Consider the following 25,568-nt stretch of genomic DNA (forward strand, 5'->3'; position numbering starts at 1 on the left):
CCTCAGGCGCGGGCGCCGAACTTGCGGCGCAGCCGCCGCCAGCCGATCACCACGCCACTGCCCGACAAGGCCAGCCCGCCGATGCTCAGCAGGATCAGCACGGCCTCGCGCAACCAGCCGGCGGCCAGCATCGGCCTCAGGTCCCAGCTATGCAGCAGGCTGAACAGCCAGCGCCCGATGCGCTGGGCGCGGTCGGCACTCAATTCCACCTGGCCGCTCTGCAGGTTGAGGTAGACCAGGGTATCACCGGCATCGGCGAACCTCAGTCTGAGCACGGGCAACTGTCGTTGTGCGCCCCCCATCATGGCCTCGCTGTCGCGGCGGTAGTAATAGGCATCGTACTGCTCCATGCGCTCCACCTTCACCAGGGGCGCGTCCATCAGCCGGGCCCCGGCGCGTTCCAGCGTGGCGCGAGACCAATGCTGCGCCACCAGCAGGCGCTGCCCCTGCCCATCGATGGCCAGGACCAGGCGCGTGCCGTCATGTGCGTCGCGGGCCAGCACGAAGGGCTGGCCGGCCAGCGTCAGCCATTCCAGTTCCACCGGACGAAACCCGCTATCGGCCAGGCTTTGCAGGATGGCTCCGGTAGGGGCCGCCAGCAGGCCGCCTTGGGCCGGCACCGCCGCATAGCGCGCCAGGTCGGGCCGTTGCGCGGCGGAGAAGATGCCCAGCGGGTTCATCGACATCAGGCCGCTGAAGATCCAGGTCAGGGTGATGGCCGCGAAGCCCAGGCCGAGCAGGTGATGCCAGCGCATCCAGCCGGGCGCGAAGGGTGAGTGCGAGCCGGACTTGTAGGGCCGGCCGAAGCGCCAGCGCCACAGTCCCACCACGATGCCGCTGCAGGCCACCAGCACGCAGCCGGCCGAGAGCGCGATCACGGTCCAGGTCCAGACCGGATCGACCGGCTGGTTCTTGAAGACGTATAGCCAGTGCAGCCAGGCGCCGACATAGTTCCATCCGCGTTGCAGGCGGGTCGCCTGCATCACCACTTCGCCGGTGTGCGAGGAGACATAGACCAGGGTGTGGGCGGCATCGTCCAGCATGATCTGGTGCAGTGGCCGATGCGCGTCCAGCGACCGGGCATGCGTCCAGCGGTCTTCGTGCAACTGACCCAGGTAATGGGCCTCGGCGCCCGGACGGAACAGCCGTGCCGAGCGCAGCGCGGCATCGCGGTCGAATTGCGTTTGGGTTGTGCCGGAAGCCGCATCCAGCGACAGCAGGCTGCCATCCTTCTGGCGCAGGAGATAGCGCGGCTGGCCACTGGCGGCGTTGAGCACCAGTGCGCCAGCACGCGCCTGCGGCGGTGGGCCCGGCAGCTTGCTGCCGGCTTCCAGCGCAGGGAGGGCCGCCAGCCTGTCCCAGGGCGTGAGCTTGGGATAGCCGACGAACAGCATCACCACGCCGCTGGCGAACCACAGGGCCATCAGCAGGCAGCCGGCCACGCCGCACCAGCGGTGGGTCAGGTAGGTCCAGCGACGCAGGCGCGCCGGCCAGGAAGTCGCCGCCATCGATCAGAAGCGGTGGTTCACGCTCAACTGCAACTCGCGTCCCGGTCCGTACAGCCATTGGGTATTGGTGTAGTAGGCGGTGGTGAAGTAGTGCTTGTCGAACACGTTGTTGGCACGCAGGGTCAGGGTGGTGGCTTGCGTGGCCTTCCAGCGCAGGGCCAGGTCGGTAGTGGTGTAGGCCGGCAGCTTGAGGGTGTTGGCGTTGTCGGCATAGCGCGCGCCCACGTACTGCAGGCCGCCGCTGGCAGTCCAGGCGGGCAGGAAGTCCCAGCTCAGCCACAGGTTGGCCAGTCGTTCTGGCACGTTGGTGGGGACATTGCCGCTGCGCGAAACAGCCACGCCGGCCACCGCTTCGGCGAAGTCGTCGAAGCGCGCCCGCAGCACGGTGGCGTTGGCGTCCAGCTTCACGGTATCGGCCAGGGCCAGCGACAGGCTGGCTTCGACGCCGCGCGAGGATTGCTGGCCGACCTGGATGCTCTGGCTGGCATTGGCCGGATCGCGGGTGACCAGGTTGTTCTTGCGGATGTCATAGAGGGCCAGGGTCCATTGGCCACGCTTGTTCCAGAACACCTGCTTGACGCCCACTTCCACCTGGCGACCGGTGGACAGGGCGAAGCGGCTGTTGGACTGGGTCAGCATGAGCAGGCCCGACACCGGTGCGGCGGCCTTGGTGTACTGGCCATAGACGGACAGGTCCGGCGTGATGGCATACACCGAACCCAGGCGCCAGCCGAGGTTGGAGTAGCTCTGGCTGAAGTCGTTGGCGCTGTTGATCAGGTCGCTGCGGGAGACGTCGGCATGGTCGAAGCGCAAGCCGGCCAGCACGCTCAGGCGTTCGGTCAGGTCCAGCTTGTCTTCGGAGAAGACCGAATACTGCGAGGCACTGTTGCGATAGCGCGGCCGGAAGGCCGGGATGCCGGTGCCGCTGGCGTAGACGCCGGGGTCGAAGTCGTAGGGATTGACGCTGCTGAAGTTGCCCACATAGGTGTTGTTGGTGTGGGTGAAGCTGCTGGAGTTGATGTCGAAGCCGACCGAGACCTGGTTGCTCAGGCCCAGCAGGTGGCCCTTGAAGGTGGCGTCGGTGGTGTTGCCGGTCTGCGACTGGTCATGCCGGATCTGGGTGGCGCCGCTGCGGTCGATCAGCCCGGAGGCCGCGTTGTAGACGTAGGATTCGGCGTTGCGCCAGTTACGGTCGCTGTTGATCTGGTAGAAGCGGGTGCGCACGGTGGTGTCGGCGTTCGGTGTCCATTGCGCTTCCAGTTGCGCCCAACGGTCCTTGTAGTCGATGTTGCCGTCACCGACGTTGAAGTTCTTTTCGCGCAGCGCATCGACCTGCTGGCCATTGATCAGCGGCGTGCCGAAATAGGCCATGGGACGCTGGTGGCCCTGGGCGTAGCTCAACTGCACGAACAGGTCGGGATTGACGTCCAGCCGCAGCGCGCCCGAGAAACTGAGGTTGTTGGAATAGCCGCGATCCACCCAGCCATCGGAGCGGTCACCGCTGATGTCCACGCGGTAGGACAGCATGTCGTTGATGGCGCCACCACTGCCCAGGCCCAGGCGCTGCGTGTTGTGGCTGCCGATGCTGGCCTCGACTTCATTTTCGATCTTGCCGCGTGAAGGTTTCTTCGGCACCACGTTGACCACGCCGCCGATGGCGCCATCGCCATAGATCACCGAGGCCGGTCCGCGCAGCACTTCGATGCGTTCCACGCTCCAGGTGTCGAAGGGGAAGCTCACGCCGACGCCGCCGTACTGGCGCACGCCGTCGTACAGGCGCATGACCGAGGTGGTATCGGTAAAGCCGCGTGCCGACAGCGAACTGCCGCTGTTGCCAGGGTGCGCCAGGCTGCTGTAGCCGGGGGCGCGGGTGATGGCATCGACGATGCTGGCGTCGCCGCGTTCTTCCAGCTGACGACGGTCGATCACGCTGACGCTGGCAGGAATCTGCAGGGGCGTGAGGTCGAGGTTGGAACCGGTACTCACCGGGTTCTGCAAGGGCGCGGTGCTGCTGGCGCTCACCGAGATGGTGGGCAGGGTGGCGTCGTTCTGCTGTGCCTGGGCACTTGCGGCGAGGCACAGCAGGGGCAGTGCCAGGTGGAAGGAGGAACGTTGCTGCTGGCCGGGGCTGCCCCGGTGCTGTCGTGTGGTCTTGGTCATGGTCGCAGTCTGAGTGGGCATGCCATGCATGCCTGCAGGAAGTAAAGAAATCGGATCGCGGCCGATTCTAACAACGCAGAGGGTCGGACTGGGGGCAGCTTGAATCGGGTGAAAATGCTCTGTCGCAGAGGGGAAAGCCGCTCCAGCAAAGGTTTTGCGGCTGATTTGGGAGGGTGATGGGAGGTGCCGGGTGCGACAATTAGCCGCAGCCCTGCAGCGACTAATCCAGGCGGCTGACGGGGCCCGACTCGCCCCCGCCCAGCAGCAGGGTCGTCCATCTTCCCTGGGCGGAAGAGGCGCCTTCGGGCAGGATCATGTAGGAGAGGCTTTTCAGTCCGCAATACTGTTCCAGATAGTCGCGCGCATGGGCCATGCGGTCGCGCAACTGGGTGATGCCGTCCTTTGCGCCAGGCTGCACGGGAAGGAATTCGAACATCACTTCAGGATGCAGGAATTCGGTGAGATGCCGGATCACCAGCTCGGTATCGGGGGCCTCGGCGTTGAACTCGTGGTGGGAAGGGAGTTCTTCCTCGCGCAGTTGATAGCGGATCAGGCAGCGCACGGGTCACCTCACTCCGGGAATGTCCGGCAGCAGGCTCAGGCGCGGATACTCATGCTGGATGGCACGATCACGGCCCTGTTCCTTGGCCAGATAGAGGGCGGCGTCGGCACTGTCGATCAGGTCGCGGGCATCCACCTGCGCGCCCTTGCCGCTGGCCAGGCTGGCCGCGCCCACGCTGATGGTGACCTGGCCGACCGGGCTGCCCTCGTGGGGAATGCGCAATGCCCGCACCGCCTGCACCAGCCTGCCGGAAATGGCAGCGGCACTGGCGGCATTGCAGTTGGGCAGGATCAGGGCGAATTCCTCGCCGCCATAGCGCGCCACGATGTCGCCCTGGCGGCGCGCCACCCCATTGAGGGCGGCGGCCACCTGCTTGAGGCAGATGTCGCCGGCGGCATGGCCGTAGGTATCGTTGTAGCGCTTGAAATGGTCGACATCCACCATGATCAGCGAGAGCGATTCGCCGGAACGGTTCAGGCGTGCCAGTTCGGCCGTGAGCGCGGCATCGAAGTAGCGGCGGTTGAAGACATCGGTCAGGCCATCCTTCTGCGACTGTGCTTCCAGGGTGCGGTAGAGACGCTCCAGTTCGGTGCGGGCGGTGATGGCTTCCATCTCCGCCGTTTCGCGGCCAGCCACCTGCGCCACCAGCCGGTTGCCGCCGTAGCCGATGACGATCAACAGCAACATCACGGCGATGCCGCGTATCCAGACCCGGCGCGTCCAGTCTTCCAGGATGTCGTCCTTGGCCTGTGCCACCGCTACGAACAGCGGATACAGGTTGCAGTGCTGGAAGCTGGTCAGGCGCACGATGTCCTCGCGCGGCGAGCGCATCTCGAAGGAACCCTGGTCGGCCTTGCTCAGGTATTGCTGCTGCAGCATCGACTTGGAGATGTCCAGCCCGATGGAATAGCTCAATAACGGCTGGCGGTAGATCACCGTGCCTTCGTTCAGGCCGAACAGGATGGCGCCATTGCGGCCGATGGTGAATTGCTCGTAGTAGCGCTGGAAGTGCGACAGGTCGATGTCGGCCACCACCACCCCGGCGAAGCTGCCGTCGGGATGATTGATGCGGCGGCTCATGGTGACGACCCACTGACCACTGACGCGGCTGCGCATGGGTTTGCCGAGATAGGCCTGGTTGGTACGCAGGCGTTGGTGATGCAGGAAGTAGTCGTCCTGGATATAGCGATGTTCCAGGGTGGCCTGGGAGGTGCCGATGGCCAGCCCCGTTTCGTCGTAGACCATCAGCATGGCCAGTTGCGGCACCGCCGCCACCGAGGTGACCATGAAATCGTGCGTACGCTGGCTTCCGGCTGCATTGGTGCCGTCATAGTCGAGGTGCTCTTGCACCCCGAGCAATACCACGTCGACTTCCTTGAAGGACTGGTCGGCCTGCTGGGTCAGCGCCAGGGTCATATTGGCGCCGTCCCGGTTGGCCTCGTCCAGCGCCATCTCATAGGCGCGCCAGGCCGACCATGCCTCCAGCAGCAGGATGATCAGGCAGACCACGACCACGAACAGCTTGGCTGTTCTTGATGCGCGCTGGATTCTGTGTTCTGGCATGTCGCTTTCCCCGGAAACGGCCTTTCCCCGGCGCCATTGTTATGAAATCCTGCTGAAGCGTCCATCGGGGATTACCTGAACTTGCGACGAGATTAACAGATTCCCCCTCTCCGGGGGCAAGCCTTGCCCGCCGGAAAGCGCCATCGGGGCGCTGTCCGTGGCTTTTCCGCCCGAGTCCCGCGCCCCTTGTCGCTAATCGCTAATCGCTAGTCGTAGCGACGGCTGAACAGGATGTTCAGGCCGTTGATGGTGCCGGCGCGGGCCACCACCGACCAGCGGCGCGAAATCTGCCAGGTAGCCTTGGCCACGCTGGCCGCACCCTGCAGGCTTTGTTCGTAGCCCAGGGTGATCTTCTGGGTGATGGCCTTGCCCAGGTTGACCACCTGCTCGTCGGTCAGTCCCGATTCGCTGGAACCGATGCTGAACTGGTCCAGCCCGATGTCCTTGGCGATGCGCTTGCCGCCCATGTTGCCCACCAGCGCCAGGGCCTGGCTGCTGGCGTTGCGCTGGCCGATGTTGGAGCTGTCGGTGCCATGGCCGAACATCATCCAGGACAGTTTTTCATCGTCCGGGACGTTGGGTTCGGACACCAGTTGCACGCGCGGCTGGTTGGCATTGCCGGTCACCGAGACGCCGGCCTCGACGTCCTGGTTGCGGCGCATGGCCAGGATGTTGATGTTGGGATTGGCGATCGGGCCCTGGAAGTTGATGATGCCCCGCTCGATATTGAGCTTGGTGCCAAAGGCTTCATAGCTGCCCTCGGCCACGTTGATGGTCCCGGTGGCGCGCAGGGGGGAGAGCGGTTCGCTGCGCACCATCATGTCGCCGCGCAGGAGCAGGTCGGCGCCACTGCCGCGGAAGCGGAAGTCATTGCCCAGGTCGACCGCCAGGTTGATGACGGGTGCGAACTTGCTGGCCGGCTTTTCGGTCGCGGCTTCCAGCTTCTGCTGCGAGGAGGCGGCCGCACCGACACGGTTCTTGCCGCTGCGACTGACGATGACCACGTCGTCCCCCAGCTTGGGTGCACTGCTCTTGGGCAGGTCGAACAGCCCGCGGTCGACGATGAACTTGCCGTCCACGCGCAATTGTTCGTTGACGTTGCTGATCTTGCCTTCGCCGGAGAGCATCAATTGCCGGTCGGGACTGGCGAAGAGTTCCAGATGATCGGCGGTGAGGGTGGCGTTGAGGTCGGGATTGTCGGCACCCAGCTGGATCTTGCCACCGGCGCGCAGGGTGCCGCGCCCGCCATGGAACTCGATCTGGCGCAGTTCGATGACATTGCTGTCCATGACGATGCGTACGATGCCGTCCTTCAACTGGATACCCTGGTCGAATTCGGTCAGTGCCAGGTTGTCACCGTTGATGGCCCCCGACAGGCGGGGCTGGCCCAGCGTGCCGGCGGCATTGAGGTCGGCCGACAGCTTGCCGTTGAGGCTCAGTTGCGGGCCGATCAGGTCACCCACCCGCTTGAGCTGCGGGACATCCAGGCGGGCGCGGAGGTTCAGCGGGGATGCCGCGTCCAGTGCCAGCAACTGGTCGATGCGGCGCAGGCCGACTTCTCCGCCCAGGTCCAGGCTGCCGATGCGCGCGGCATCGACGCGACCGCTCACGCGCATCTGTTCGCCCTGGAAGTCGCTGCGCAGCTTGAGTTCCGACAGGCCCAGCGTGGCTTCGCCGGTGCTGGTGGTGACCCTGACATCGCCCGATCTGCGGGCGATCTGCAGGTAGCCGCTGGCGCGTTCGGCCAGGCTGAAGTCCCAGTCGCTATCGAGCACCAGGTCGGTCCTGACCGGGGCGGGTGTGCCGCTGAATTGCTGCACCAGTTCCAGCACCCGTCCCAGGTCCAGCGCCCGAACCTGGCCGGCCGATGCCAGTCGGCCTTGCTGATAGGACAGGCGTTTGAGTTCGATGGCAGTACGGTCGATCTCGATGCGGGTGCTGCCAGCCTCGATGCCGTCGGCCGAGGCATCCAGTGTCAGCGGACTGCCCAGGGCGATGCGCGGGAAGCCCTGGTTGCTGAACTGGTCGATGCTGCCGGCCCAGCCATACTGACCCTTGGTCTTTTCGGTGACCTGGCCGTGGGCGCCCACGGCCAGGTCCAGGGTCTGATCCTGCAGCTTGCCCTTGGCCTGCAGGGCCAGTGTGTGCCGGGCGTAGGTGCCGTCCAGCTTGATCGCCAGGCGTGACAGTTCGGCCTGCGGGCCGCTGTAGCCGTCACCCTCCAGTGTGAGCGCCAGGCGGTTGTCGGGCGAGGCCACACCGGCGGCCAGGTTGCTGTGGAGTTCGCTCTGGCCGGCCAGGTGGTGCAGCTTGTGCGCGCCGAACTGCAATTGCTCCGCCTGGAAGCTGGCCACCACATCGGGGCGCTGGCGCGTACCGCTGACGGTGCCGTCCAGGCGCAGCAGGCCGGACAAGCCGTAACCCAGGCGTGCCAGTTGTGGCGCATCGACCTTGAGCCGCAATTTGTCCCCGGCCTTGCCGAAGCTGCCATCCAGGTCCAGCGTATTGCCGGCAACCTGCAGATTGGCCCTGGAAGGCAGAAGACGCATGCCGGCCAGCTGCAGATCACCCCGGCCGCTCATGGGCAGATCGCCATAGCTGCTGTCGTGGATGCGGAAACCGAGCTTGACCTTCAGCTCCGGCGAGAGGGCGCCGGCTGCGTCGAAGTCCATGTTGATGCGCGCGCGCACCGGTTGCGAAGGCGCTGCGCTGCGGGTGCGACGCCCCTTGGTGACCGGTGGCGGGGTAACGGCCTGCAGGACGGCCGTGGGGTCGAAGTCCAGCAGCCTGCCCTTGAAGGCGTAATCCATCGCGCCCACGGTCTGCAGGGACCCGTTGGTTTCCAGGCGCGATTTGCCGGCGGTCAGGGAAGCCTCCCGCACCTGTACCCGACCGGCGCCGATGACGGTATCCAAGTGAAGCTTCAGGGCGCTGTCCTGCAGGGTCAGCAGCAGTTGCTGGGCGTTTGGCGCCAGCGTCACATCGACCGGCCCGGACAGCCGGGTGGGACGTACCTGCCGATGGATCTGGCTGAGATCGAGTTCGTTGACGCGCAGCTTGAACTGGCCGGCCATGGCGGACTCCCTGCCGGGCTCCGTGCTGCCAGGGCGGAACTGGCCACCGCCTTCGATGCGAGCGTTGCGGGGCAGGTGGATATCCAGTCGCGACAGGGTCTGCTGTTGCAGGTCCAGTTGCAGATCGGCGCTGGCCGAGAGCAGGGGCAGCAGTTGCTGGTCCAGGCTGCCAGGGCGGGCATTGGTGATGTCCACCCGGCCGGCCACCTGCAGCGGGGCATTGGCGGGGAGTCCGGCCGGCGGAGCCAGGTCGGCGCGCAGGTTGAGGTCGGCTGCCGGCGCGGCGGCGTTGAAGGCCTGCGGATTGAGATGCTGCAGGTCGACCCGGGCGCGCTTGAGCGGGACCGCGGCAAAGGGCGTGGCGACGATGTCGGCGTTGCCCTTGAGCTTGTCGCCCCCGGCGGTGAGGGCGATGCCCAGTTCCTCCAGCGAGCCCGACAACTGGGCGGCCAACTGGTATTGCTCCTTGAGCTCGCCTTGCTGGTAGGCACCGGTCAGTTCCAGGCCGCCGCCGATGGCGAAGGGGCGCTTGCCGTTCAGATGCAGCAGGGCCGTGGCCTGGCCGTAGGGGGTCATGACGCGGTCCAGCACCAGCGTGTGTTGCACGCCGTCGGAGCTGCCGTGCAGTTTCAGGTCCGACAGTTCGGTGGTGGACGTCCCCTGGGTCAGGCTCAGGTGGCCCAGGCTGATCTCGCCGATCTCCACGGCCAGGGGAATGTCCAGCGAGGTCGGCAGGGTGGTCGGCTCGGACGGCGAGGGCTGCTGTTTCAGCTGCACCGCGCCCACGCGCAGGTAGTCGATGCTGAACTTGCGCTGCAGCACTGCCAGATGCCAGCGGGCGTCGATGCTGTCGATATCGAGGATGCGCTGCCCATCCTGGTAGTGCAGGGCGCGCAGGCGCAGACCATCGGCCACGGTGCCGCCCAGCAACTGGCCGGAGAGCTTGCCGTCCAGCGCCTTGACCGCGCCGTTCCACAGCAGGCGGGTGCCGCTTTCGGTCTTCAAGGCGTACAGGCTTGTCCCGGCGGTGGCCAGAAGCAGAAGGGCGAGCGTGCCGCTGCTCCAGGCCAGGATGCGGCCCGTGCGGCCCATTCGGCGCGTGTTGCCAGCGCGCTTGCGCGAGCGCCGTGGACCCGGCGGCTCCGGTGTAGGGGAAGAATCCTGCGATGCTTGTGGCTGGTCGCTCATGCGTGCCTGTCGTTCGAAATCATATAAATCGTTTGGGCAATTCTGGCGCCTGCGTCAGAACGCGATGCCCAGCGAGATGTGTGGACGGATCTGGCGCTTCTGGATGCCATAGGCCAGGTCCAGGTTCAGCGTCCCCACCGGACTGCGCCAGCGTGCACCGGTGCCCACACCGTGATAGAAGGTCTTGTTGTTCCAGTTGTCGGCGGCCGCGCCGATGTCGTAGAACACCGCCGCGCCCCATTTCTCGCTGAACCAGCGCTGGTATTCGGAACTGCCCACAGCCAGGTACTTGGTCGGATAGACGGTACCGTTCTGCTCGTTGCCGATGCTCTGGTAGCTATAGCCGCGCACCGAATCGTTGCCGCCGGTGCGGAACAGCAGCGAGGGCGGCACCGCCCCGGCACTGCCGGCCGTGAAGACGCCGCCCAGTTCTGCGCGCAAGACCACGATGTCGCGCTTGCCCACCGGCACGAACTGCTTGAAGCGGCCATACAGGCGACTGAAACTCTGGTCGGTCAGCAAGCCCTTGAGTGCGAAGCCGGCTTCCAGCGTCAGCAGGTTGCCCCGGCGCGGAAAGATCGGGTTGTCCACATTGCGGCGTGACCAGGCGAAGCCCGGCACCAGCGCCCGGTGCTTGCCGGGGGTGACGATGGTATTGGCGGGCAGGGTGCTGCCGTCCTCCTGGCTCAGCTCATCGCGGTAATAGGTCAGCGAATAGGTGGTGTCGTAGTTCTCGCTGTTGCGGGCGCGCTTGAGCCCGATCTGCTGGCTGCGCAGGTCGATGCCTTCCAGCTTGGTGCGGTCGTAGGAGGTATTGAGGCTGTTGACGAAGGCCTTTTCATCCGGCGGCATGGCCAGGGACATCATGCCGTACTGGCGTTTCTGCTCCAGCCGTGCCTGGCTGTCGAAGACATAGGCCTTGTTGAACACGTTGTAATGCGAATAGCGACCTTCGACCTGGGCGCCGGTGTCGGTGCTATAGCCCACGCCGGTGCGGATGCGCTGGGTCGGAAACTCGGTGACCTGCACCTTGACCGGTGTCAGGTCCGGGTGTTCGGGGTCATCGTCGATGGCCACGATGGCGTTGGAAAAGTAGGGCGTATTCTGGATCTGCCGCTGCAGCGCCAGCAGGCGGTCGACGTCATAGGCTTCACCGATGTTGAGCGGATTGACGTTGCGGATGATGGTCTCGGGATAGCGGCGCGTGCCGGTGATCTGCAAGGGCCCCAGGGTGAAGGCCGGGCCGCTCTCATAGCGCACCGACAGGTCGGCCTGGTGTTCGTCCGGATCGACCCGGGCCTGGGAGGAGGCGATGCGGGCGGCTGCGTATTTCTTTTGCTGCAGCTGGTCCAGGCCGGCATTCTTGGCCTTGTCCCAGTCTTCCTGGCGGAACGGTTGGCCCGGCGGTAATGACCAGTTCTCGCGCAGGGCAGCCACCCGGGCCGCGTCTTCACGGGCGGCCACGCCGGTGACGGTGATGTCGGCGCTGCTGATCGCGGTGCGCGGGCCGGGGTCGACGCTGAGCTTGATGCGGCGCAGCGGCTGCTGATCGGCCGCGGCGGGCTCGGTCTGCACGCTGACCTTGGTGACGGGCGCGAAATAGCCCTCGGTCGAGGTCAGTTCGCGCACCTGGTCGCCAACGGTATCCATCATGAATTTGAGCTGCTCGTCGCTGATGTCGTCGCGGTCCTGATAGCGCGAGAGGTCCAGGAAATCCTTGAGCAGCGACTGCACCGGCTTGGGCGCTTCGATCTCCACCTTGTAGGCGGCATAGGCGGTATCGGCGGCACACCAGAGGAAGGCGATGGCCAGGTGACGGGTCCAGGTCATTGATTCACTGCATCTTCGTTTATCGGTTGAGGCGGCCGGCCTGCCGCCCCTTGGGGCAAGTCGGGTAGGATGGAGGGCTTGGTGGTTCATGCCACCAAGGCCTGACCGGCGTGCGGCGCGGATAGTTCCTGGCCGGCACCGGTGCAGGCGCTTCATTCCCGGGCCATGTCTCACTGCGGCGTCGCGGGTTCCTGTGGCGATGACAGGTCCTGGCGACATGGGCAGGGCGATCCACCGCCTTGTTCATCCCGCTATTGTAATGTGCCTGCAGCGTCGCCCGGGCAGGTATTGCGGACCAAAGCTGCACATCGCTTCCCTCGTGGACAGGTGAGTGCGGTCAATCGAAGGAGAGTCGTGTGAGTAGTGTCAGCAGTGTGAATATTGATGTGTATTCGGAGAAGGCCAGTTGCGAGCGCTTGTTGTCGGTTCATCGCTGGACCGACAAGTTGCTGAGCTTTCGCACCACGCGTCCGGCCGGTTACCGTTTCACGGCCGGCCAGTTTGCCCGTCTGGGGTTGGAGATCGATGGCCAGATCGTCTCGCGCGCCTATTCCATCACCTCGGCCGAGCAGGAGGACCAGGTGGAGTATTACGCCATCGTGGTCCCTGGCGGCCAGTTCACCACGCGCCTCGCAGCCTTGCAGCCAGGGGACCCGGTCTGGGTGGAAAGGCTCAGCTATGGCTTCATGACCGCCGACCGCTTCGTCGATGGCCGCCACTTGTGGATGCTGGCCACCGGCACCGGGCTGGGGCCGTATGTCTCCATCCTGCAGCAGCCCGATGTCTGGCAGCGCTTCGATGAACTGGTCATCGTGCATGGCGTTCGTCAGCGCGAGGAACTGGCCTATGCCGACAAATTCGAACAGCTGCGTCAGCACGCCCGCCAGCAGGGCTGGCCAGCGCGATTGCAGCTGCTGCGTTGCGTGACGCGTGATGATGCCCTGCCTGATGCCCCGGGCTGGCTGGCTGGTCGCATCACCACGCTGTTGAAGGAGGGGCGGCTGGAGCAGGCCGCCGGCCTGCCGCTGAGCGTGGAACAGACGCGCGTCATGGCCTGCGGCAATCCCGAGATGGTCACCGAGGTGCGCGAACTGCTGCGCGAGCGTGGCATGGGGCCATTGCGTCGCACTGGCGGTGGTCAGTTCGTGACCGAAGACTACTGGTGACTGTTGATTTCAGGCCGGCCGACGGCGCCACGCTGGTCGGCCATCATCGTCCCACCCTCTCAATTCTGCGCAATCTCGACATCCGTCGACGATAAGGCCCGATTGTTGTTGAAATCGCCATGGAAAGTGAAGTTGCCGCATCCTTCTGCTATTGACACCTCGTATAAATTCGATTTTCAGCCGCAATATCGCGATTTCCTTTCTATTTTCCCCAGAATTTGTCTATCTCCTACTGATGGAAGTTTTTCGATGCCGCCATGGTGTCGACAGACGAGGGGAGCCGACATCGATGAAAGGAAATCGAGGGCATCAAGCCACGGCACTTCATGGGAGAGCGATTTCGGGCGAAGGTCTGCGAAGTCGCCACCTGTCAGTTAATTGAACCATTTGGGGGTAGCATGAATTTGAAGAAGATCCTGCACGTAGCCATTGCCGACGACCATCCTATCGTGCTCGGCGCGCTCAGGAGCGAGCTGGCACGCCTGCCGGAAATACGCATCGATCTGGAGGTGGATACGGGGGAAGCGCTGCTCGCGGCGCTCAAGCGCGCACCATGCGAGATCGTCATCACCGATTTCGCCATGCCGGCCGACGACAGCGACGATTCCGACGGCTTTGCGCTGGTCAAGCGAATCAAGAACGAACATCCCTCGACCAAGCTGATCGTCTACACGGCGATGAACAATGGCGCCGTGATCCGTCGCCTGTACCGGATGGGCGTATTCGCCGTCATCAACAAGCGCGAAAAGACGGATGAACTGATCAACGCCTGCCTGGCCACGCAGAGCAGCAAGCAACTGTACTTCCCCGTGTCGCTGCGCGGCGAGCTGGAGATGAGCTGGGCCCAGGGGGAGGGCTTCGGACTGGTGCGCGAATTGACCCAGAGCGAGCTGGAGGTCGTCCGGCTGTTTGTGGAAGGTCAGTCGCTGGGCGAGATATGTGAACGTCTGTCGCGCACGCCCAGTACCATCAGCACTCACAAGAACAATGCGATGCGCAAGCTGGGCCTGAGTACCGATGCCGACCTGATCAAGTATGCGTATTCGACCGGGATGATCAACTAGGCGGGCGCGGCCGGATGTTTCTTCCCCCCAAAGAGGTGGACGGACATCCGGTGGCGGACTTGAGGGCAGGAGGGATGCGGTGCGCCCGATGCAGGTGCGATGAAAAACAAAAAGCCCGGTCATCAGGACCGGGCTTTTTGCTTGAATACTTGGGGTGGCTGATGGGACTCGAACCCACGACGACAGGAATCACAATCCTGGACTCTACCAACTGAGCTACAGCCACCGTCGACTGTCAGACAGACTTGCGTCCGTCATCAAGTAAGCAAAAGATTATACAAACACTTGCGAGGAATGGCAACATAATTTCGATGCAAAAAGGAAAGTTCGCCGAACATTTCCTTTTTGCCCGCTTCAGGCGCCGTCTTGCGGCTGCAGGGCCTGAACCGGTGGTGCCAGCTGCAGCAGGCTGCGGAAGGCGTTTTCCAGTGTGGACTGGCTGGCCGTGGTGAAGCCGGCCAGCGAGCCGGTAGCGGCCTGCGTCAGCAATCCTTGTGTTTCCAGCAGGCGGGCCAGTTGCCGGGTGACGGCCTGGCCGGTATCGATGATGTCCGGCACTTCGCCCGCCAGACGCCTGCATACGCTCTCGATGGCCGGCCGCACGAAGGGGTAGTGGGTGCAGCCCAGTACCAGGGTATCGGCGCCCTGGTCCAGCAGCGGCTGCAGGTAGCGCTCCAGCAATTGCACCGTGGCCGGCGAGTACAGTTCGCCTTTTTCGATCAGGTCCACCAGGCCGACGCAGGCCTGCGGCAGGAAGCGCACCCGGTACTGCTCCTCCATCTGCTGCTGCAGCAAGGCAAAGCGCTTGCTGGCCAGCGTGCTGCGGGTCGCCAATACGCCCACGGTGCCGCTGCGGGTCTCTTGGGCGGCCGGCTTCAGACCGGGTTCGATGCCGACCACCACCAGCCGCGGCCATTGGGCGCGAATGGCCTGGATCGCCGCGGCGGTGGCGGTATTGCAGGCCACCACCAGCGCCTTGACCTGCTGGCCGACAAAGAACGCGGCAATGGCCAGCGACCGTTCCACGATCTGGGCTTCGCTCTTGTCGCCGTAGGGGGCGTAGCCGGAGTCGGCGAAGTAGAGCAGCTTTTCGCGGGGCAGGGCGGCCTGGATATGACGCAGCACCGACAAGCCGCCGACGCCCGAATCGAAAATGCCGACCGCGGCATCGGCTGCGGTCGGCATCGGGGGCGGGCTGGCAGATTGTCCTGCGGAAGGCGCGGCGGCTTGTTTGGCTGCTTCATTCATGGTGCTGCGCGCGCTCCTGCGGATCGTCTGGCGTGGCTCAGGCGGTGGTGACGGGGATCTTGGACAGGGAGATGCTCTGGGCGATCTTTTCCTTCCACTCGGCCGGCCCGGTGTTGTGCACCGAGATACCTTTGGCGTCGACGGCCACGGTCACCGGCATGTCCTTGACGTCGAATTCGTAGATCGCTTCCATGCCCAGGTCGGCAAAGCCCAGCACCTTGGCCGACTTGATCGCCTTGGACACCAGGTAGGCCGAACCACCCACGGCCATCAGGTAGGCCGACTTGTGCTTCTTGATCGCCTCGATGGCGGCCGGGCCGCGCTCGGACTTGCCGATCATCGAGATCAGTCCGGTCTGTTCCAGCATCATGTCGGTGAACTTGTCCATGCGGGTGGCGGTGGTCGGACCCGCCGGGCCCACCACTTCGTCGCGCACCGGGTCGACCGGGCCGACGTAGTAGATCACGCGGTTGGTGAAGTCCACCGGCAGCTTCTCGCCCTTGGCCAGCATGTCCTGGATGCGCTTGTGGGCTGCATCGCGGCCGGTCAGCATCTTGCCGTTCAACAGCAGGGTCTGGCCCGGCTTCCAGGAGGCGACTTCTTCCTTGGTCAGGGTATCCAGGTTGACGCGCTTGGACTTCTCGGTGTCGGCCACCCAGTGCACTTCGGGCCAGTCCGACAGCGACGGCGGTTCCATGTAGGCCGGGCCGGAGCCGTCCAGCACGAAGTGACCGTGACGGGTCGCCGCACAGTTGGGGATCATCGCCACCGGCTTGGAAGCCGCGTGGGTCGGGTGCATCATGATCTTCACATCCAGCACCGTGGTCAGGCCGCCCAGACCCTGTGCGCCGATGCCCAGTGCGTTGACCTTCTCATAGAGCTCGATACGCAGCTCTTCGGTCTTGTTCTGCGGGCCGCGCTTCAAGAGCTCGTACATGTCGATGTCTTCCATCAGCACTTCCTTGGCCATCAGCATGGCCTTCTCGGCGGTACCGCCGATGCCGATGCCCAGCATGCCCGGCGGGCACCAGCCGGCGCCCATGGTCGGCACGGTCTTCAGGACCCAGTCCACCAGGTTGTCGGAAGGGTTCAGCATGACGAACTTGGTCTTGTTTTCGGAGCCACCGCCCTTGGCGGCGATCTGGACGTCCACGGTGTTGCCCGGTACCAGTTCCATGTGGATCACGGCGGGGGTGTTGTCCTTGGTGTTCTTGCGTTCGAACTGCGGGTCGGCCACGATCGAGGCGCGCAGTACGTTGTCCGGGTGCGAGTAGCCGCGACGCACGCCTTCGTTGACGGCGTCGGCGATCGAACCCGAGAAGCCCTCGAAGCGCACGCCCATGCCGATCTTCAGGAACACGTTGACGATGCCGGTGTCCTGGCAGATCGGACGCTTGCCCTCGGCGCACATGCGCGAGTTGGTCAGGATCTGCGCGATTGCATCCTTGGCTGCCGGGCTCTGCTCGGACTCATAGGCGCGGGCCAGGTGGGCGATGTAGTCGGCCGGATGGTAGTAGCTGATGTACTGCAGCGCGGCGGCTATGGATTCGATGAGATCGTCTTGCTTGATGATGGTCATGGCTGGTTCTCTCAGGTTTGGGTGATACGGGTTCAGTGCTTCTGGGATGGATCATCGCCATGTGCGCCGGGATGCACCATCAGGCGGTCGCAATAGGCAATGGCCATGGCCGAGAGCAGGAAGGCGATATGGATGCCGGTCTGCGCGATGAGCGTCTTGGCGTCATACAGGTTGGCGTTGATGAAGGTCTTCAACAGGTGGATCGAGGAAATGCCGATGATGGCCGTGGCCAGCTTGACCTTGAGCACCGAGGCATTGACGTGCGACAGCCATTCCGGCTGGTCGGGATGGCCTTCCAGGTTCATGCGCGAGACGAAGGTCTCATAGCCGCCCACGATCACCATGATCAGCAGGTTGGAAATCATCACCACGTCGATCAGGGCCAGTACCACCAGCATGATGGTCTGCTCGTTGAGCTTGTCGGGGCGGGTGGCGCCGGGGATGGCCACCGCATCCAGGATATGGTCCAGCGAGCTGGCACTGCCCATGGCCGCGCCGATCAGGTCCGACAGTTCGACCCAGAAGTGATAGACGTAGACGCATTGCGCCAGGATCAGGCCCAGGTACAGCGGCAGCTGCAGCCAGCGGCTCATGAAAATCAGGTTGGGCAGGATGCCGATCTTGCGGGGTGTCTTGGGCGACGGGCTGGTCATGGTGTCAGGAGTACGCTGGATGAATTCTGGCGAGTGAGTGCGGTATCCGATTATGTCGCCGGGCGAACGCTACCCGCTCGGTCTCGGATTTGGGGCCGTATTCTACACGCCCTTGGGCAGAATCCGTCGCGACAGCTTCATCCCGGCCTGGATCAAAACTGAGCAGACAGGTGCCTGCGGGAAACACCGGCCTGTGCCAAAATGCACAAATGTTGTTCTGAACATAAGGGCAATATGAAGGTCTTCGTCATTGGAGGCCAGGACCGACATGCCTCGCCGGCACGCGCCGTTACCCGGCCAAGTGCCCGCGCAAGCGCCTGCGCGGCCCGCAAGACGTTGATGCAGGCGGGTTTGCGCGCCATGACGGCGCTGCATGTGTAAGGACTGAGTAAGTGAAACGGCCTATGTTTTGCGGAAAGCAAAAACAAACCTAGTGGAGACTACCGTGGCAGACATCGAAACTTTCAAGCAAGAAAACCGCGTATTCGCACCGCCGGCCGAGCTGGTCAAGCACGCCGCCATTTCCGGCATGGAGGCCTACCAGGCCCTGAACGCCGAATTCGCCAAGGATTACGAAGGCACCTGGGCCAGACTGGCCAAGGACAACCTCAAGTGGCACAAGCCCTTCACCCAGACCCTGGATGAATCGAACGCACCGTTCTACAAATGGTTCGCCGATGGCCAGGTCAACGTCTCCTACAACTGCCTGGACGTGAACCTGGAGAACGGCAATGCCGACAAGACCGCCGTCATCTTCGAGTCCGACGATGGCAAGGTTACCCGCGTGTCCTACCGCGAACTGCACCAGAAGGTCTGCCAGTTCGCCAATGGCCTGAAATCGCTGGGCATCAAGAAGGGTGACCGTGTGGTCATCTACATGCCGATGTCGGTGGAAGGCGTGGCCGCCATGCAGGCCTGCGCCCGCATCGGTGCCACCCACTCGGTGGTGTTCGGCGGCTTCTCCGCCAAGTCCCTGCACGAGCGCGTGATCGATGCCGGTGCCGTGGCCGTGCTGACTGCCGACTACCAGGTCCGCGGCGGCAAGCAGCTGGCCCTGAAGTCCATCGTCGATGAAGCCCTGGCCATGGGGGGCTGCGATACCCTCAAGCACGTGGTCGTCTACAAGCGTGCCGGTGCCGAGATCAACTGGGTCGAAGGCCGTGACCTCTGGCTCTCCGACGTGCTGGCCAACCAGTCCGACGTCTGCGAGCCGGAATGGGTGGATGCCGAGCACCCCCTGTTCATCCTCTACACCTCCGGTTCCACCGGCAAGCCCAAGGGCGTGCAGCACGCTTCGGCCGGCTACCTGCTGTGGGCCGTGCTGACCATGAAGTGGACCTTCGACATCAAGCCCGACGATGTCTACTGGTGTACCGCCGACATCGGCTGGATCACCGGCCACACCTATATTGCCTATGGCCCGCTGGCCGTGGGTGCGACCCAGATCGTCTTCGAGGGCGTGCCGACCTATCCCAACGCCGGACGCTTCTGGGACATGGTGGCGCGCCACAAGGCCACCATCTTCTACACCGCACCGACCGCCATCCGCTCGCTGATCAAGGCCGCCGATGCCGACGAGAAGGTCCATCCCAAGCAGTACGACCTGTCGTCCCTGCGCATCCTGGGCTCGGTGGGTGAGCCCATCAACCCGGAAGCCTGGATGTGGTACTACAAGAACGTCGGCCAGGAGAAATGCCCCATCGTCGATACCTTCTGGCAGACCGAGACCGGTGGTCACATGATCTCGCCCCTGCCGGGTGCGACCCCGCAGGTCCCGGGTTCGTGCACGCTGCCGCTGCCGGGTATCACGGCAGCCATCGTCGACGAGACCGGCAATGACATCCCCAATGGCAATGGCGGCATCCTGGTGGTCAAGCGCCCATGGCCCTCGATGATCCGTACCATCTGGAACGACCCCGAGCGCTTCAAGAAAAGCTATTTTCCCGAGGAGCTGGGTGGCAACATCTACCTCGCCGGCGACGGCGCGGTGCGCAACAAGGAGACCGGCTACTTCACCATCACCGGCCGCATCGACGACGTGCTGAACGTCTCCGGTCACCGCATGGGCACCATGGAAATCGAATCGGCGCTGGTGGCCAACAGCATCGTGGCCGAGGCCGCCGTGGTGGGCAAGCCGGACGAAACCACCGGCGAATCGATCTGCGCCTTCGTGGTCCTGAAGCGTCCGCGTCCCACCGGTGAGGAGGCCAAGCAGATCGCCAAGGAGCTGCGTGACTGGGTCGCCAAGGAAATCGGCCCGATCGCCAAGCCCAAGGAAATCCGTTTCGGCGACAACCTCCCCAAGACCCGCTCCGGCAAGATCATGCGCCGTCTGCTGCGCGTGCTGGCCAAGGGCGAAGCGATCACGCAGGACGTCTCCACGCTGGAAAACCCGGCCATCCTGGATCAGTTGAAGGAAGCGCAGTAAGCGACAACGGCACGGAAGGGCGGTCGCAAACGGCCGCCTGCAAGCCGGCAGGGCAGGGCGAGATGGATTCGGGCCCATGCCTGCCGGCTTTTTTATGGTCTTTTTGGAAAAATGTTTAGAAAAGACTTGGCTTCTTTCGGAAGCTTGCTATAATGCATGGCTTCGCTGAACGCGAACACAAATCCAGGAGAGGTGGATGAGTGGTTTAAGTCGCACGCCTGGAAAGCGTGTATAGGTTCATAGCCTATCGGGGGTTCGAATCCCCCCCTCTCCGCCAGGAATCAAGCAAAACGGGCCTTCGCGGCCCGTTTTTGCTTTTGATCCCACATACAAACGCTCACATACGAATTGGACGTTCCTTCGTTGAACGGGCTGCGCGGTTCCTCTGCGACATGTTTTGCTCGCAAATTTTATTTCCCCTCGCTCTGCTGCTCATATCGTCCGTTTCAACAGCTTGGCTCAGTTGCCGAAAACCTGCTGCAGGTATACCTCCCCCAATCCAGAGCGCTTAATTGCATTTGGCCGCTCCCGGATGGCGCAAACATTGAACCCCGAGCTTCGAATGGAGGCTGGGGGCTTTTTTTCGCGGCTACGCTCTAGCGTTTTGCCCATCTCGCCGGTAGTGCACACGGTATGCTCGAATATTTCGCACGCAGCGTCGGGGTCCTCTAAAGCTTATCCCATCAGGCTAAAGCTGCGTGTACCGAAAGCGACCCGAGGTCGGGTCTGGCCATTATGCAGAGGGCAGTGGTCTTACTCTGACTGCGGCAGCGACGCGGAGCGCAGGCGCTTGGCCTCTCCAATAGCCTCTGCGAAGATCTCATGAATGTTTCGCGCCGTGAACGCCGGGAGCATGGATTCCGGCGCTGCTGAACCTCCCTGGCCACCTAGACCCGGGACAAAATCGGAATATCTGATTTCAACATTTCCCTTTTCCTTCACGGCTTGAGCTATCTCCTTGAGTCGGTCCTGCGGATTAAGCGGCGCATCACTCAGCCCAGGAATAGAGTTCTGTATCGACCCATAACCGCCCGCATCATTCACTTCTGCAAATAATTTGCCATTCACCAGGACCTGTCCCACGGTCTGGTATTGATGTGCGTTGGCATACTGCGAGTTAATCGCGTTGCGGGTAGCCTCCTCGCTAGCCCGGACCTTCATTTCGTTTATCAGGGCTTCCGGCATCTGGTAAGCGACAGGGGCTATGGAGCTTAATAGGGTAGCAGGGCCAGTCAGCCGATATGCACTTTCAACTTCATTACTCTGGGCTTCACTCTCGGCGGCTTTCTGCACAGCCTCGGAAGAAATGGCAACCTTGGCTGACTCTTCTACTGGGTTGTTGTCCGGCTTTGATGGGGTTGGAGGCGCAAAGGAATTTGGTTTGGATGCTACAAGTGCCGAGGCCTGGGCTGCCGTGATCATCATTGCAGTGACTCCTTGATAGGTTGGGTCAGTTCGCGGTGCAGTGCGTTACATGTACCACCGGCAGTATGAAAAGAAATCGTGTGCTTGAACTTGTAAATAAAAACGCATTTCACTCGCAATTCGGTAAATTCTCGCAAATTGAGAATTTTTGGGTGGGTTTTCGCCTCATTGGGCCTCGCATTCCGACGTCCCATGTCCCTTCGTTGCGTGTAGTCCTTTTGAGAGGATCGCCTCGGATGGCTTTGCGTGATGCCTGTAAGCTTGGTCATCGACGCGAGATCGCTTGTTACAATACCGCTGCAATCCTGAGACTCATCAAAAACGGTTTGCAAATCAGGATTCGATCCAACAAGTGGTAATCGCGCATCCTCGGGGATCTCCCGGGGGATAGCTCACTCAGCACCGATAATCAACAAGCATGGAATCAAATACAAGCCTCGAAGCAGTGGAGGATAGCCCGCCGTTTATCGAGCAAGTCTTCGATGTGCTTCTCTTCGACATTGCTTTCTGCAAGCTTGAGCCGGGCGAGAGAATTCGTCAGTCGGTATTGGCGAGCCAGCTCAAGGTTTCTCGCCAACCCATCAGCCATGCCTTGCAGCTGCTCAAACATGAGGGCTTGCTGCAGGATTCTGGTCGTCAAGGACTTCAGGTCACACCGATTGAACCGGAGTACATGCGCTTGCTATTTCAGGCGCGCAGACCGCTGGAGGCAAGCGCAGCGGCGCTGGCGGCCCAACGTGTTGCAGATCATCGTGCGAATGACGATGAGTGCGAATTCCTGCGGCGGATGCTCGTCGCCGGTCAAGATAAGGTGAGCGCACATGCGCCGGCGCCGGAGATTGCCATGGCGGAGTTCCAGTTTCATGTCGCGCTTTACAGGCTGTCCGGAAATACGGTGATCGAGCAGATGATGAATGGTCGTTGGGCTCACATCATGCGGGCCTTGATCACCATCCATGCCAGGGCGGATATCCTGGTTGCGTGGGAAGAGCATGCTGCCATCGCAGATTGTGTTTTGCGTGGTTCCGTTCTGGAGGCTTCGGAACTGGTATCGAGGCACGTGCAGCGGGGTGGCATTGCGCTGTGCAAGCACCTTGAAGAGGTTCTTGCACAGCCCTCTCATCTCTGAAAGTCTTGGTATTGGTCGCCTCAGGATGATTGTCCTGATCCCTGAAGATCGCGGAACCACGAACACAAATCTCGCCGCTTCCTGATGGATTGGGACGCTATTGGCTGTCCTCTGGATCCGCGATCTTCATCCGCGCCTGGTCGAGTTAGCCGAGCTTGCCGGAATAGGTCTCCAGGACCGCCCATGCTTCCGCGCCGAACTTCTTCTTCCACTCGGTGTAAAAGCCAGCCTCCGCGAGTTTTTTCCTGAAAGGTGCTGGATCGGGTTTATTGAATTTGAGTCCCTTTTGTTCGAGCTCTTTCATGAGCGTGATGGCCAGCTTCTCGCTGTCGGCACGCTGTGCGATTGCAGCAGCATTCATGTTCTTCGCGACGACTTCGCGCAGATCTTGCGGAAGCCCCTGCCAGGCGCGACCGTTTGCCAGTAACCAGTAACCATCCCAGACATGGGAAGTCTGCGAGCAGAATTTTTGCACCTCATATAGCTTGGCTGTCGCAACGATAGGGAGGGGGTTCTCCTGGGCTTCCACGATTCTGGTTTGAAGTGCGGAATACAACTCGCTGAAGTTGATCGGCGTAGGCGCGGCTCCCAGCGACTTGAAGAGTGATACCAGCAGCGGGCTGACCGGCACGCGAATGCGTGCTTTCTGCAGATCGGTGGGGCTGCTGATCGGGAATTGTGAGGTGATCTCGCGGAAACCGTTGTCCCAGACCTTGTCCATGACCACCAGTCCGGTCGCCTTGATTTTGTCCCGGATCAGATCGCCGACACCGCCATCCATGGCTTTCCAGACAGAGGGGTAATCGGAGAACGCAAAGCCTACGCTGTTCAGCGATGCCATTGGAACCATCGTCGCCAGGATCACGCCGGGCAACGTAAGGAAATCCATTCCGCCACTGCGCACCTGGCTGAGCATTTCGGTATCACCGCCGAGCTGGCCATTGGGGAAAATGCGCATTTCCACCTTCCCGCCGGTGTCCGATTTCACCCGCTCGGCGGCCTCCATCAGGCGTAGGTAGATTGGATGGCTGACCGGTACGTTTGTCCCGACCTTGAAAGAGTAGGTGGGGCCGGCGGCATATAGAGGTGCTGCGGCGATGCCGGAAAGCCCGAGCGCGGCGCCCGCGGCGATGATGGTGCGACGTTTTTGATCCATGATTGTCTCCGTATTATTTTAGCTGGTTGCCATTTTTTTAAGCGCAGCGTGCTGTCAGTCCGCCGTCGACCACGAGACTCGTTCCCGTGATGTATTTGGATTCATCAGAGGCGAGGAATAGTGCTGCATAAGCCGTATCCCATCCATCGCCCATCTTTCCCATTGGGACTTGCTTATCTCTTTTGTCGATCATCTCGTCGACATTGCCGCCGTAGGTTTCTTTAAGCGGTTCCTGGATCAGTGGCGTATTCATGAATCCCGGCAGGATGCAATTTGCCCGTATCCCTTGTGGGGCGTACTGCACGGCAATGTTCTGGGTCATCGCAATCATTGCTGCCTTGGCGGCGCTGTATGCCAGGTAGGGAAAGCCGATCCAGCGAATTGCAGCAATTGAGGCAATGTTCACAATCGAACCGCCGCCTGCCTCAAGCAAGTGCGGGATGACGTGCTTGCAGGTTAGAAAGACACTCGACTGGTTGATTGCGATCACCCGATTCCAGGACTCCTCTTCAGTCTCGATCGGACCACCGACTTCGACGATGCCCACGTTGTTATGCAAGACATCGATGCGGCCGAATTGCCTGACGCATCGCTCTGCCATTTCCTTGACGTCTTCGGAGCTGGCGACGTTGGCCCGGGCGGCGACGCACTTCCCCCCTTCGGCAGAAATCAGCTCGGCCGTCTCCTGTGCGGCTTCCATTCGATTGTCTACGGCGAGCACCGACGCCCCGTGCCGGGCGTACAGCACAGCAGCGGCTTTTCCATTTCCCCAGCCTGGCCCGGACGAGCCGGCTCCAGTGACAATGACCACCTTGCCCTTCATTCTTGACGACATACAAATCCTTTGGCTCTTGCGGTTTCATAAGACGGCGAGGCGACCTCCTGCATGCCGCTTCGCCGATATCTCGGGGCTCTCTCTGCCAGCCCAATCGGGTCTTCCGGCCTCAGGCCGTCACTTCCCTGGCGAGAAACTCCTCGAAGTCCTTGGGAGATGTTTTTTGGACAGGCGTGAAATCGCGGTGAGCAATGAAGTCCGGGCGAGTCGGCTTGACGATCGCGTTGGAGAGTGCAGACAGGGTCAGATAGGCGATGCGGCGAGGGTAGGGCGTGATATTCCCAGCGGAGCCATGCACGATGTTGGCGTGGAACATCAGCACTCCGCCCTTCTTGCCGGTCGGGGTCGCGATGCCGTTTCGTTCAACCAGATCGGTAACCGTCTTGTTGTCCAGGGTCCAGAGCGGATAGGACGTGGTCTTGACGTCGTGAGACGACTCCAGTGCTCCCGCCTTGTGGCTTCGTGGAACGACCATCAGGGGACCATTGATCGGCATGACATCATCCAGAAACACGGCGATGTTCATCGCGCGAGGTTCCGGCATTCCGTCATCCTTATGCCATGTGGGGAAATCCTGGTGCCATTGCCATACGTCGCCCGTGAACGCGGCTTTCGCATTGATCTTGAATTGATGGAGATAGCAGCGCTCGCCAAACAATTGCTCGACGGGGGTGACCAGGCGCTCGTCTGATGCAAGCAGCTTGCACGCTTCGCTGTATTGCTGGCAGGCGAAGGCCATCCGGGGTGCGCCGTCCTTTTCGCGCCAGACTTCGGCGCGATGTTGAGCAAAGACATCACTGGCCGCCGCGCGAAGCGCTTCCACTTGCTCCACGGGGAAGCACTCCGGTAAAAAGATGTAGCCCAGTTCGTCAAACTCGGCGAGTTGTTGTTTGGTCAGTTGCATGTGCGTCTCCATTTTTTAAGAAAAAGCGACCCCGTGACCCGGTGTAATCGAGCCAGTCAGTCGTTACTGTGAATACCGAAACTAGGGCCTGCTCAC

Annotated in this window: 17 protein-coding genes and 2 tRNA genes; 5 read left to right on the forward strand and 14 right to left on the reverse strand. The window is 62.4% G+C overall.

All coding sequences use genetic code 11. The features are described from left to right. Window positions 1-2 precede the first annotated feature (2 nt). The 6 genes from HFRIS_RS06320 to HFRIS_RS06345 form a co-directional block, all read right to left on the reverse strand. A complete protein-coding gene (locus HFRIS_RS06320; RefSeq protein ID WP_006462439.1) occupies window positions 3-1,508 on the reverse strand; it encodes a PepSY domain-containing protein in 1,506 nt (501 codons plus the stop codon). 3 nt (window positions 1,509-1,511) lie between these two features. Then, window positions 1,512-3,668 (reverse strand): TonB-dependent receptor, encoded by a 2,157-nt coding sequence (locus tag HFRIS_RS06325; RefSeq protein ID WP_006462440.1) that lies wholly within the window; start codon window positions 3,666-3,668, stop codon window positions 1,512-1,514. Between the two features lie 220 nt (window positions 3,669-3,888). Then, entirely contained in the window at window positions 3,889-4,230 is a 342-nt protein-coding gene (locus HFRIS_RS06330; protein WP_006462441.1) for a hypothetical protein, read from the reverse strand. A 3-nt stretch (window positions 4,231-4,233) separates the two neighbouring features. Further along, entirely contained in the window at window positions 4,234-5,793 is a 1,560-nt protein-coding gene (locus HFRIS_RS06335) for a sensor domain-containing diguanylate cyclase (RefSeq protein ID WP_039874684.1), read from the reverse strand. A 206-nt stretch (window positions 5,794-5,999) separates the two neighbouring features. Further along, the gene (locus HFRIS_RS06340; RefSeq protein WP_039874686.1) at window positions 6,000-10,055 is read right to left on the reverse strand and encodes a translocation/assembly module TamB domain-containing protein; all 4,056 of its coding nucleotides are present in this window, start codon (window positions 10,053-10,055) and stop codon (window positions 6,000-6,002) included. Between the two features lie 54 nt (window positions 10,056-10,109). Beyond that, a complete protein-coding gene (locus HFRIS_RS06345; protein WP_006462444.1) occupies window positions 10,110-11,885 on the reverse strand; it encodes an autotransporter assembly complex protein TamA in 1,776 nt (591 codons plus the stop codon). A gap of 356 nt (window positions 11,886-12,241) precedes the next feature. On the opposite strand from HFRIS_RS06345, the gene HFRIS_RS06350 reads away from it, so the two are divergent. Next, window positions 12,242-13,051, forward strand: a complete 810-nt coding sequence (locus tag HFRIS_RS06350; RefSeq protein WP_006462445.1) for a ferredoxin--NADP reductase — start codon at window positions 12,242-12,244, stop codon at window positions 13,049-13,051. A 398-nt stretch (window positions 13,052-13,449) separates the two neighbouring features. After that, window positions 13,450-14,115 (forward strand): response regulator, encoded by a 666-nt coding sequence (locus HFRIS_RS06355; RefSeq protein ID WP_006462446.1) that lies wholly within the window; start codon window positions 13,450-13,452, stop codon window positions 14,113-14,115. Between the two features lie 150 nt (window positions 14,116-14,265). Here the strand turns inward: HFRIS_RS06355 and HFRIS_RS06360 are convergent. From HFRIS_RS06360 to HFRIS_RS06375, 4 genes are all read right to left on the reverse strand, one after another. Then, window positions 14,266-14,341: transfer RNA gene (locus HFRIS_RS06360), tRNA-His, on the reverse strand. A gap of 128 nt (window positions 14,342-14,469) precedes the next feature. After that, window positions 14,470-15,363, reverse strand: coding sequence for a glutamate racemase (gene murI, locus HFRIS_RS06365; protein WP_039874689.1), 894 nt, complete (start codon window positions 15,361-15,363; stop codon window positions 14,470-14,472). 37 nt (window positions 15,364-15,400) lie between these two features. Beyond that, window positions 15,401-16,942, reverse strand: a complete 1,542-nt coding sequence (locus HFRIS_RS06370) for a fumarate hydratase (RefSeq protein ID WP_006462448.1) — start codon at window positions 16,940-16,942, stop codon at window positions 15,401-15,403. A 32-nt stretch (window positions 16,943-16,974) separates the two neighbouring features. Further along, the gene (locus HFRIS_RS06375) at window positions 16,975-17,595 is read right to left on the reverse strand and encodes a YqhA family protein (protein WP_006462449.1); all 621 of its coding nucleotides are present in this window, start codon (window positions 17,593-17,595) and stop codon (window positions 16,975-16,977) included. Between the two features lie 445 nt (window positions 17,596-18,040). Here HFRIS_RS06375 and acs point away from each other — a divergent pair, with 445 nt between their 5' ends. Both acs and HFRIS_RS06385 read left to right on the forward strand, forming a co-directional pair. Next, the gene (gene acs / locus HFRIS_RS06380; protein WP_006462450.1) at window positions 18,041-20,023 is read left to right on the forward strand and encodes an acetate--CoA ligase; all 1,983 of its coding nucleotides are present in this window, start codon (window positions 18,041-18,043) and stop codon (window positions 20,021-20,023) included. Between the two features lie 186 nt (window positions 20,024-20,209). Continuing rightward, window positions 20,210-20,300 (forward strand) — tRNA-Ser (locus tag HFRIS_RS06385). 476 nt (window positions 20,301-20,776) lie between these two features. Here the strand turns inward: HFRIS_RS06385 and HFRIS_RS06390 are convergent. Beyond that, window positions 20,777-21,448 (reverse strand): hypothetical protein, encoded by a 672-nt coding sequence (locus HFRIS_RS06390; protein ID WP_006462451.1) that lies wholly within the window; start codon window positions 21,446-21,448, stop codon window positions 20,777-20,779. Between the two features lie 418 nt (window positions 21,449-21,866). Here HFRIS_RS06390 and HFRIS_RS06395 point away from each other — a divergent pair, with 418 nt between their 5' ends. Beyond that, window positions 21,867-22,577: a GntR family transcriptional regulator gene (locus HFRIS_RS06395; RefSeq protein ID WP_039874691.1), complete on the forward strand. Its 711-nt coding sequence runs from the start codon at window positions 21,867-21,869 to the stop codon at window positions 22,575-22,577. 145 nt (window positions 22,578-22,722) lie between these two features. Here HFRIS_RS06395 and HFRIS_RS06400 read toward each other — a convergent pair whose 3' ends face one another. From HFRIS_RS06400 to HFRIS_RS06410, 3 genes are all read right to left on the reverse strand, one after another. Further along, complete coding sequence (locus HFRIS_RS06400; protein ID WP_006462453.1) at window positions 22,723-23,733, reverse strand: TRAP transporter substrate-binding protein; 1,011 nt, start codon at window positions 23,731-23,733, stop codon at window positions 22,723-22,725. Between the two features lie 37 nt (window positions 23,734-23,770). Further along, window positions 23,771-24,568 carry an SDR family NAD(P)-dependent oxidoreductase gene (locus HFRIS_RS06405; RefSeq protein ID WP_039874694.1) on the reverse strand — a complete coding sequence of 266 codons (798 nt, stop codon included), beginning with the start codon at window positions 24,566-24,568 and terminating at the stop codon, window positions 23,771-23,773. Between the two features lie 109 nt (window positions 24,569-24,677). Next, on the reverse strand, window positions 24,678-25,472 hold the full coding sequence (locus HFRIS_RS06410; RefSeq protein WP_006462455.1) for a phytanoyl-CoA dioxygenase family protein: 795 nt from the start codon (window positions 25,470-25,472) through the stop codon (window positions 24,678-24,680). Window positions 25,473-25,568: the final 96 nt, after the last annotated feature.

Origin of the sequence: Herbaspirillum frisingense GSF30, from assembly GCF_000300975.2 — a bacterium.
Lineage (GTDB): Bacteria > Pseudomonadota > Gammaproteobacteria > Burkholderiales > Burkholderiaceae_D > Herbaspirillum > Herbaspirillum frisingense.

Coding starts and splice junctions, on each gene's coding strand:
- HFRIS_RS06405 (WP_039874694.1), bottom strand. CDS start 24,568: ATGTCGTCAAGAATGAAGGGCAAGGTGGTCATTGTCACTGGAGCCGGC.
- murI (WP_039874689.1), bottom strand. CDS start 15,363: ATGAATGAAGCAGCCAAACAAGCCGCCGCGCCTTCCGCAGGACAATCT.
- HFRIS_RS06320 (WP_006462439.1), bottom strand. CDS start 1,508: ATGGCGGCGACTTCCTGGCCGGCGCGCCTGCGTCGCTGGACCTACCTG.
- HFRIS_RS06335 (WP_039874684.1), bottom strand. CDS start 5,793: ATGCCAGAACACAGAATCCAGCGCGCATCAAGAACAGCCAAGCTGTTC.
- HFRIS_RS06355 (WP_006462446.1), top strand. CDS start 13,450: ATGAATTTGAAGAAGATCCTGCACGTAGCCATTGCCGACGACCATCCT.
- HFRIS_RS06375 (WP_006462449.1), bottom strand. CDS start 17,595: ATGACCAGCCCGTCGCCCAAGACACCCCGCAAGATCGGCATCCTGCCC.
- HFRIS_RS06370 (WP_006462448.1), bottom strand. CDS start 16,942: ATGACCATCATCAAGCAAGACGATCTCATCGAATCCATAGCCGCCGCG.
- HFRIS_RS06395 (WP_039874691.1), top strand. CDS start 21,867: ATGGAATCAAATACAAGCCTCGAAGCAGTGGAGGATAGCCCGCCGTTT.
- HFRIS_RS06345 (WP_006462444.1), bottom strand. CDS start 11,885: ATGACCTGGACCCGTCACCTGGCCATCGCCTTCCTCTGGTGTGCCGCC.
- HFRIS_RS06340 (WP_039874686.1), bottom strand. CDS start 10,055: ATGAGCGACCAGCCACAAGCATCGCAGGATTCTTCCCCTACACCGGAG.
- HFRIS_RS06325 (WP_006462440.1), bottom strand. CDS start 3,668: ATGACCAAGACCACACGACAGCACCGGGGCAGCCCCGGCCAGCAGCAA.
- HFRIS_RS06410 (WP_006462455.1), bottom strand. CDS start 25,472: ATGCAACTGACCAAACAACAACTCGCCGAGTTTGACGAACTGGGCTAC.
- HFRIS_RS06400 (WP_006462453.1), bottom strand. CDS start 23,733: ATGGATCAAAAACGTCGCACCATCATCGCCGCGGGCGCCGCGCTCGGG.
- HFRIS_RS06390 (WP_006462451.1), bottom strand. CDS start 21,448: ATGATGATCACGGCAGCCCAGGCCTCGGCACTTGTAGCATCCAAACCA.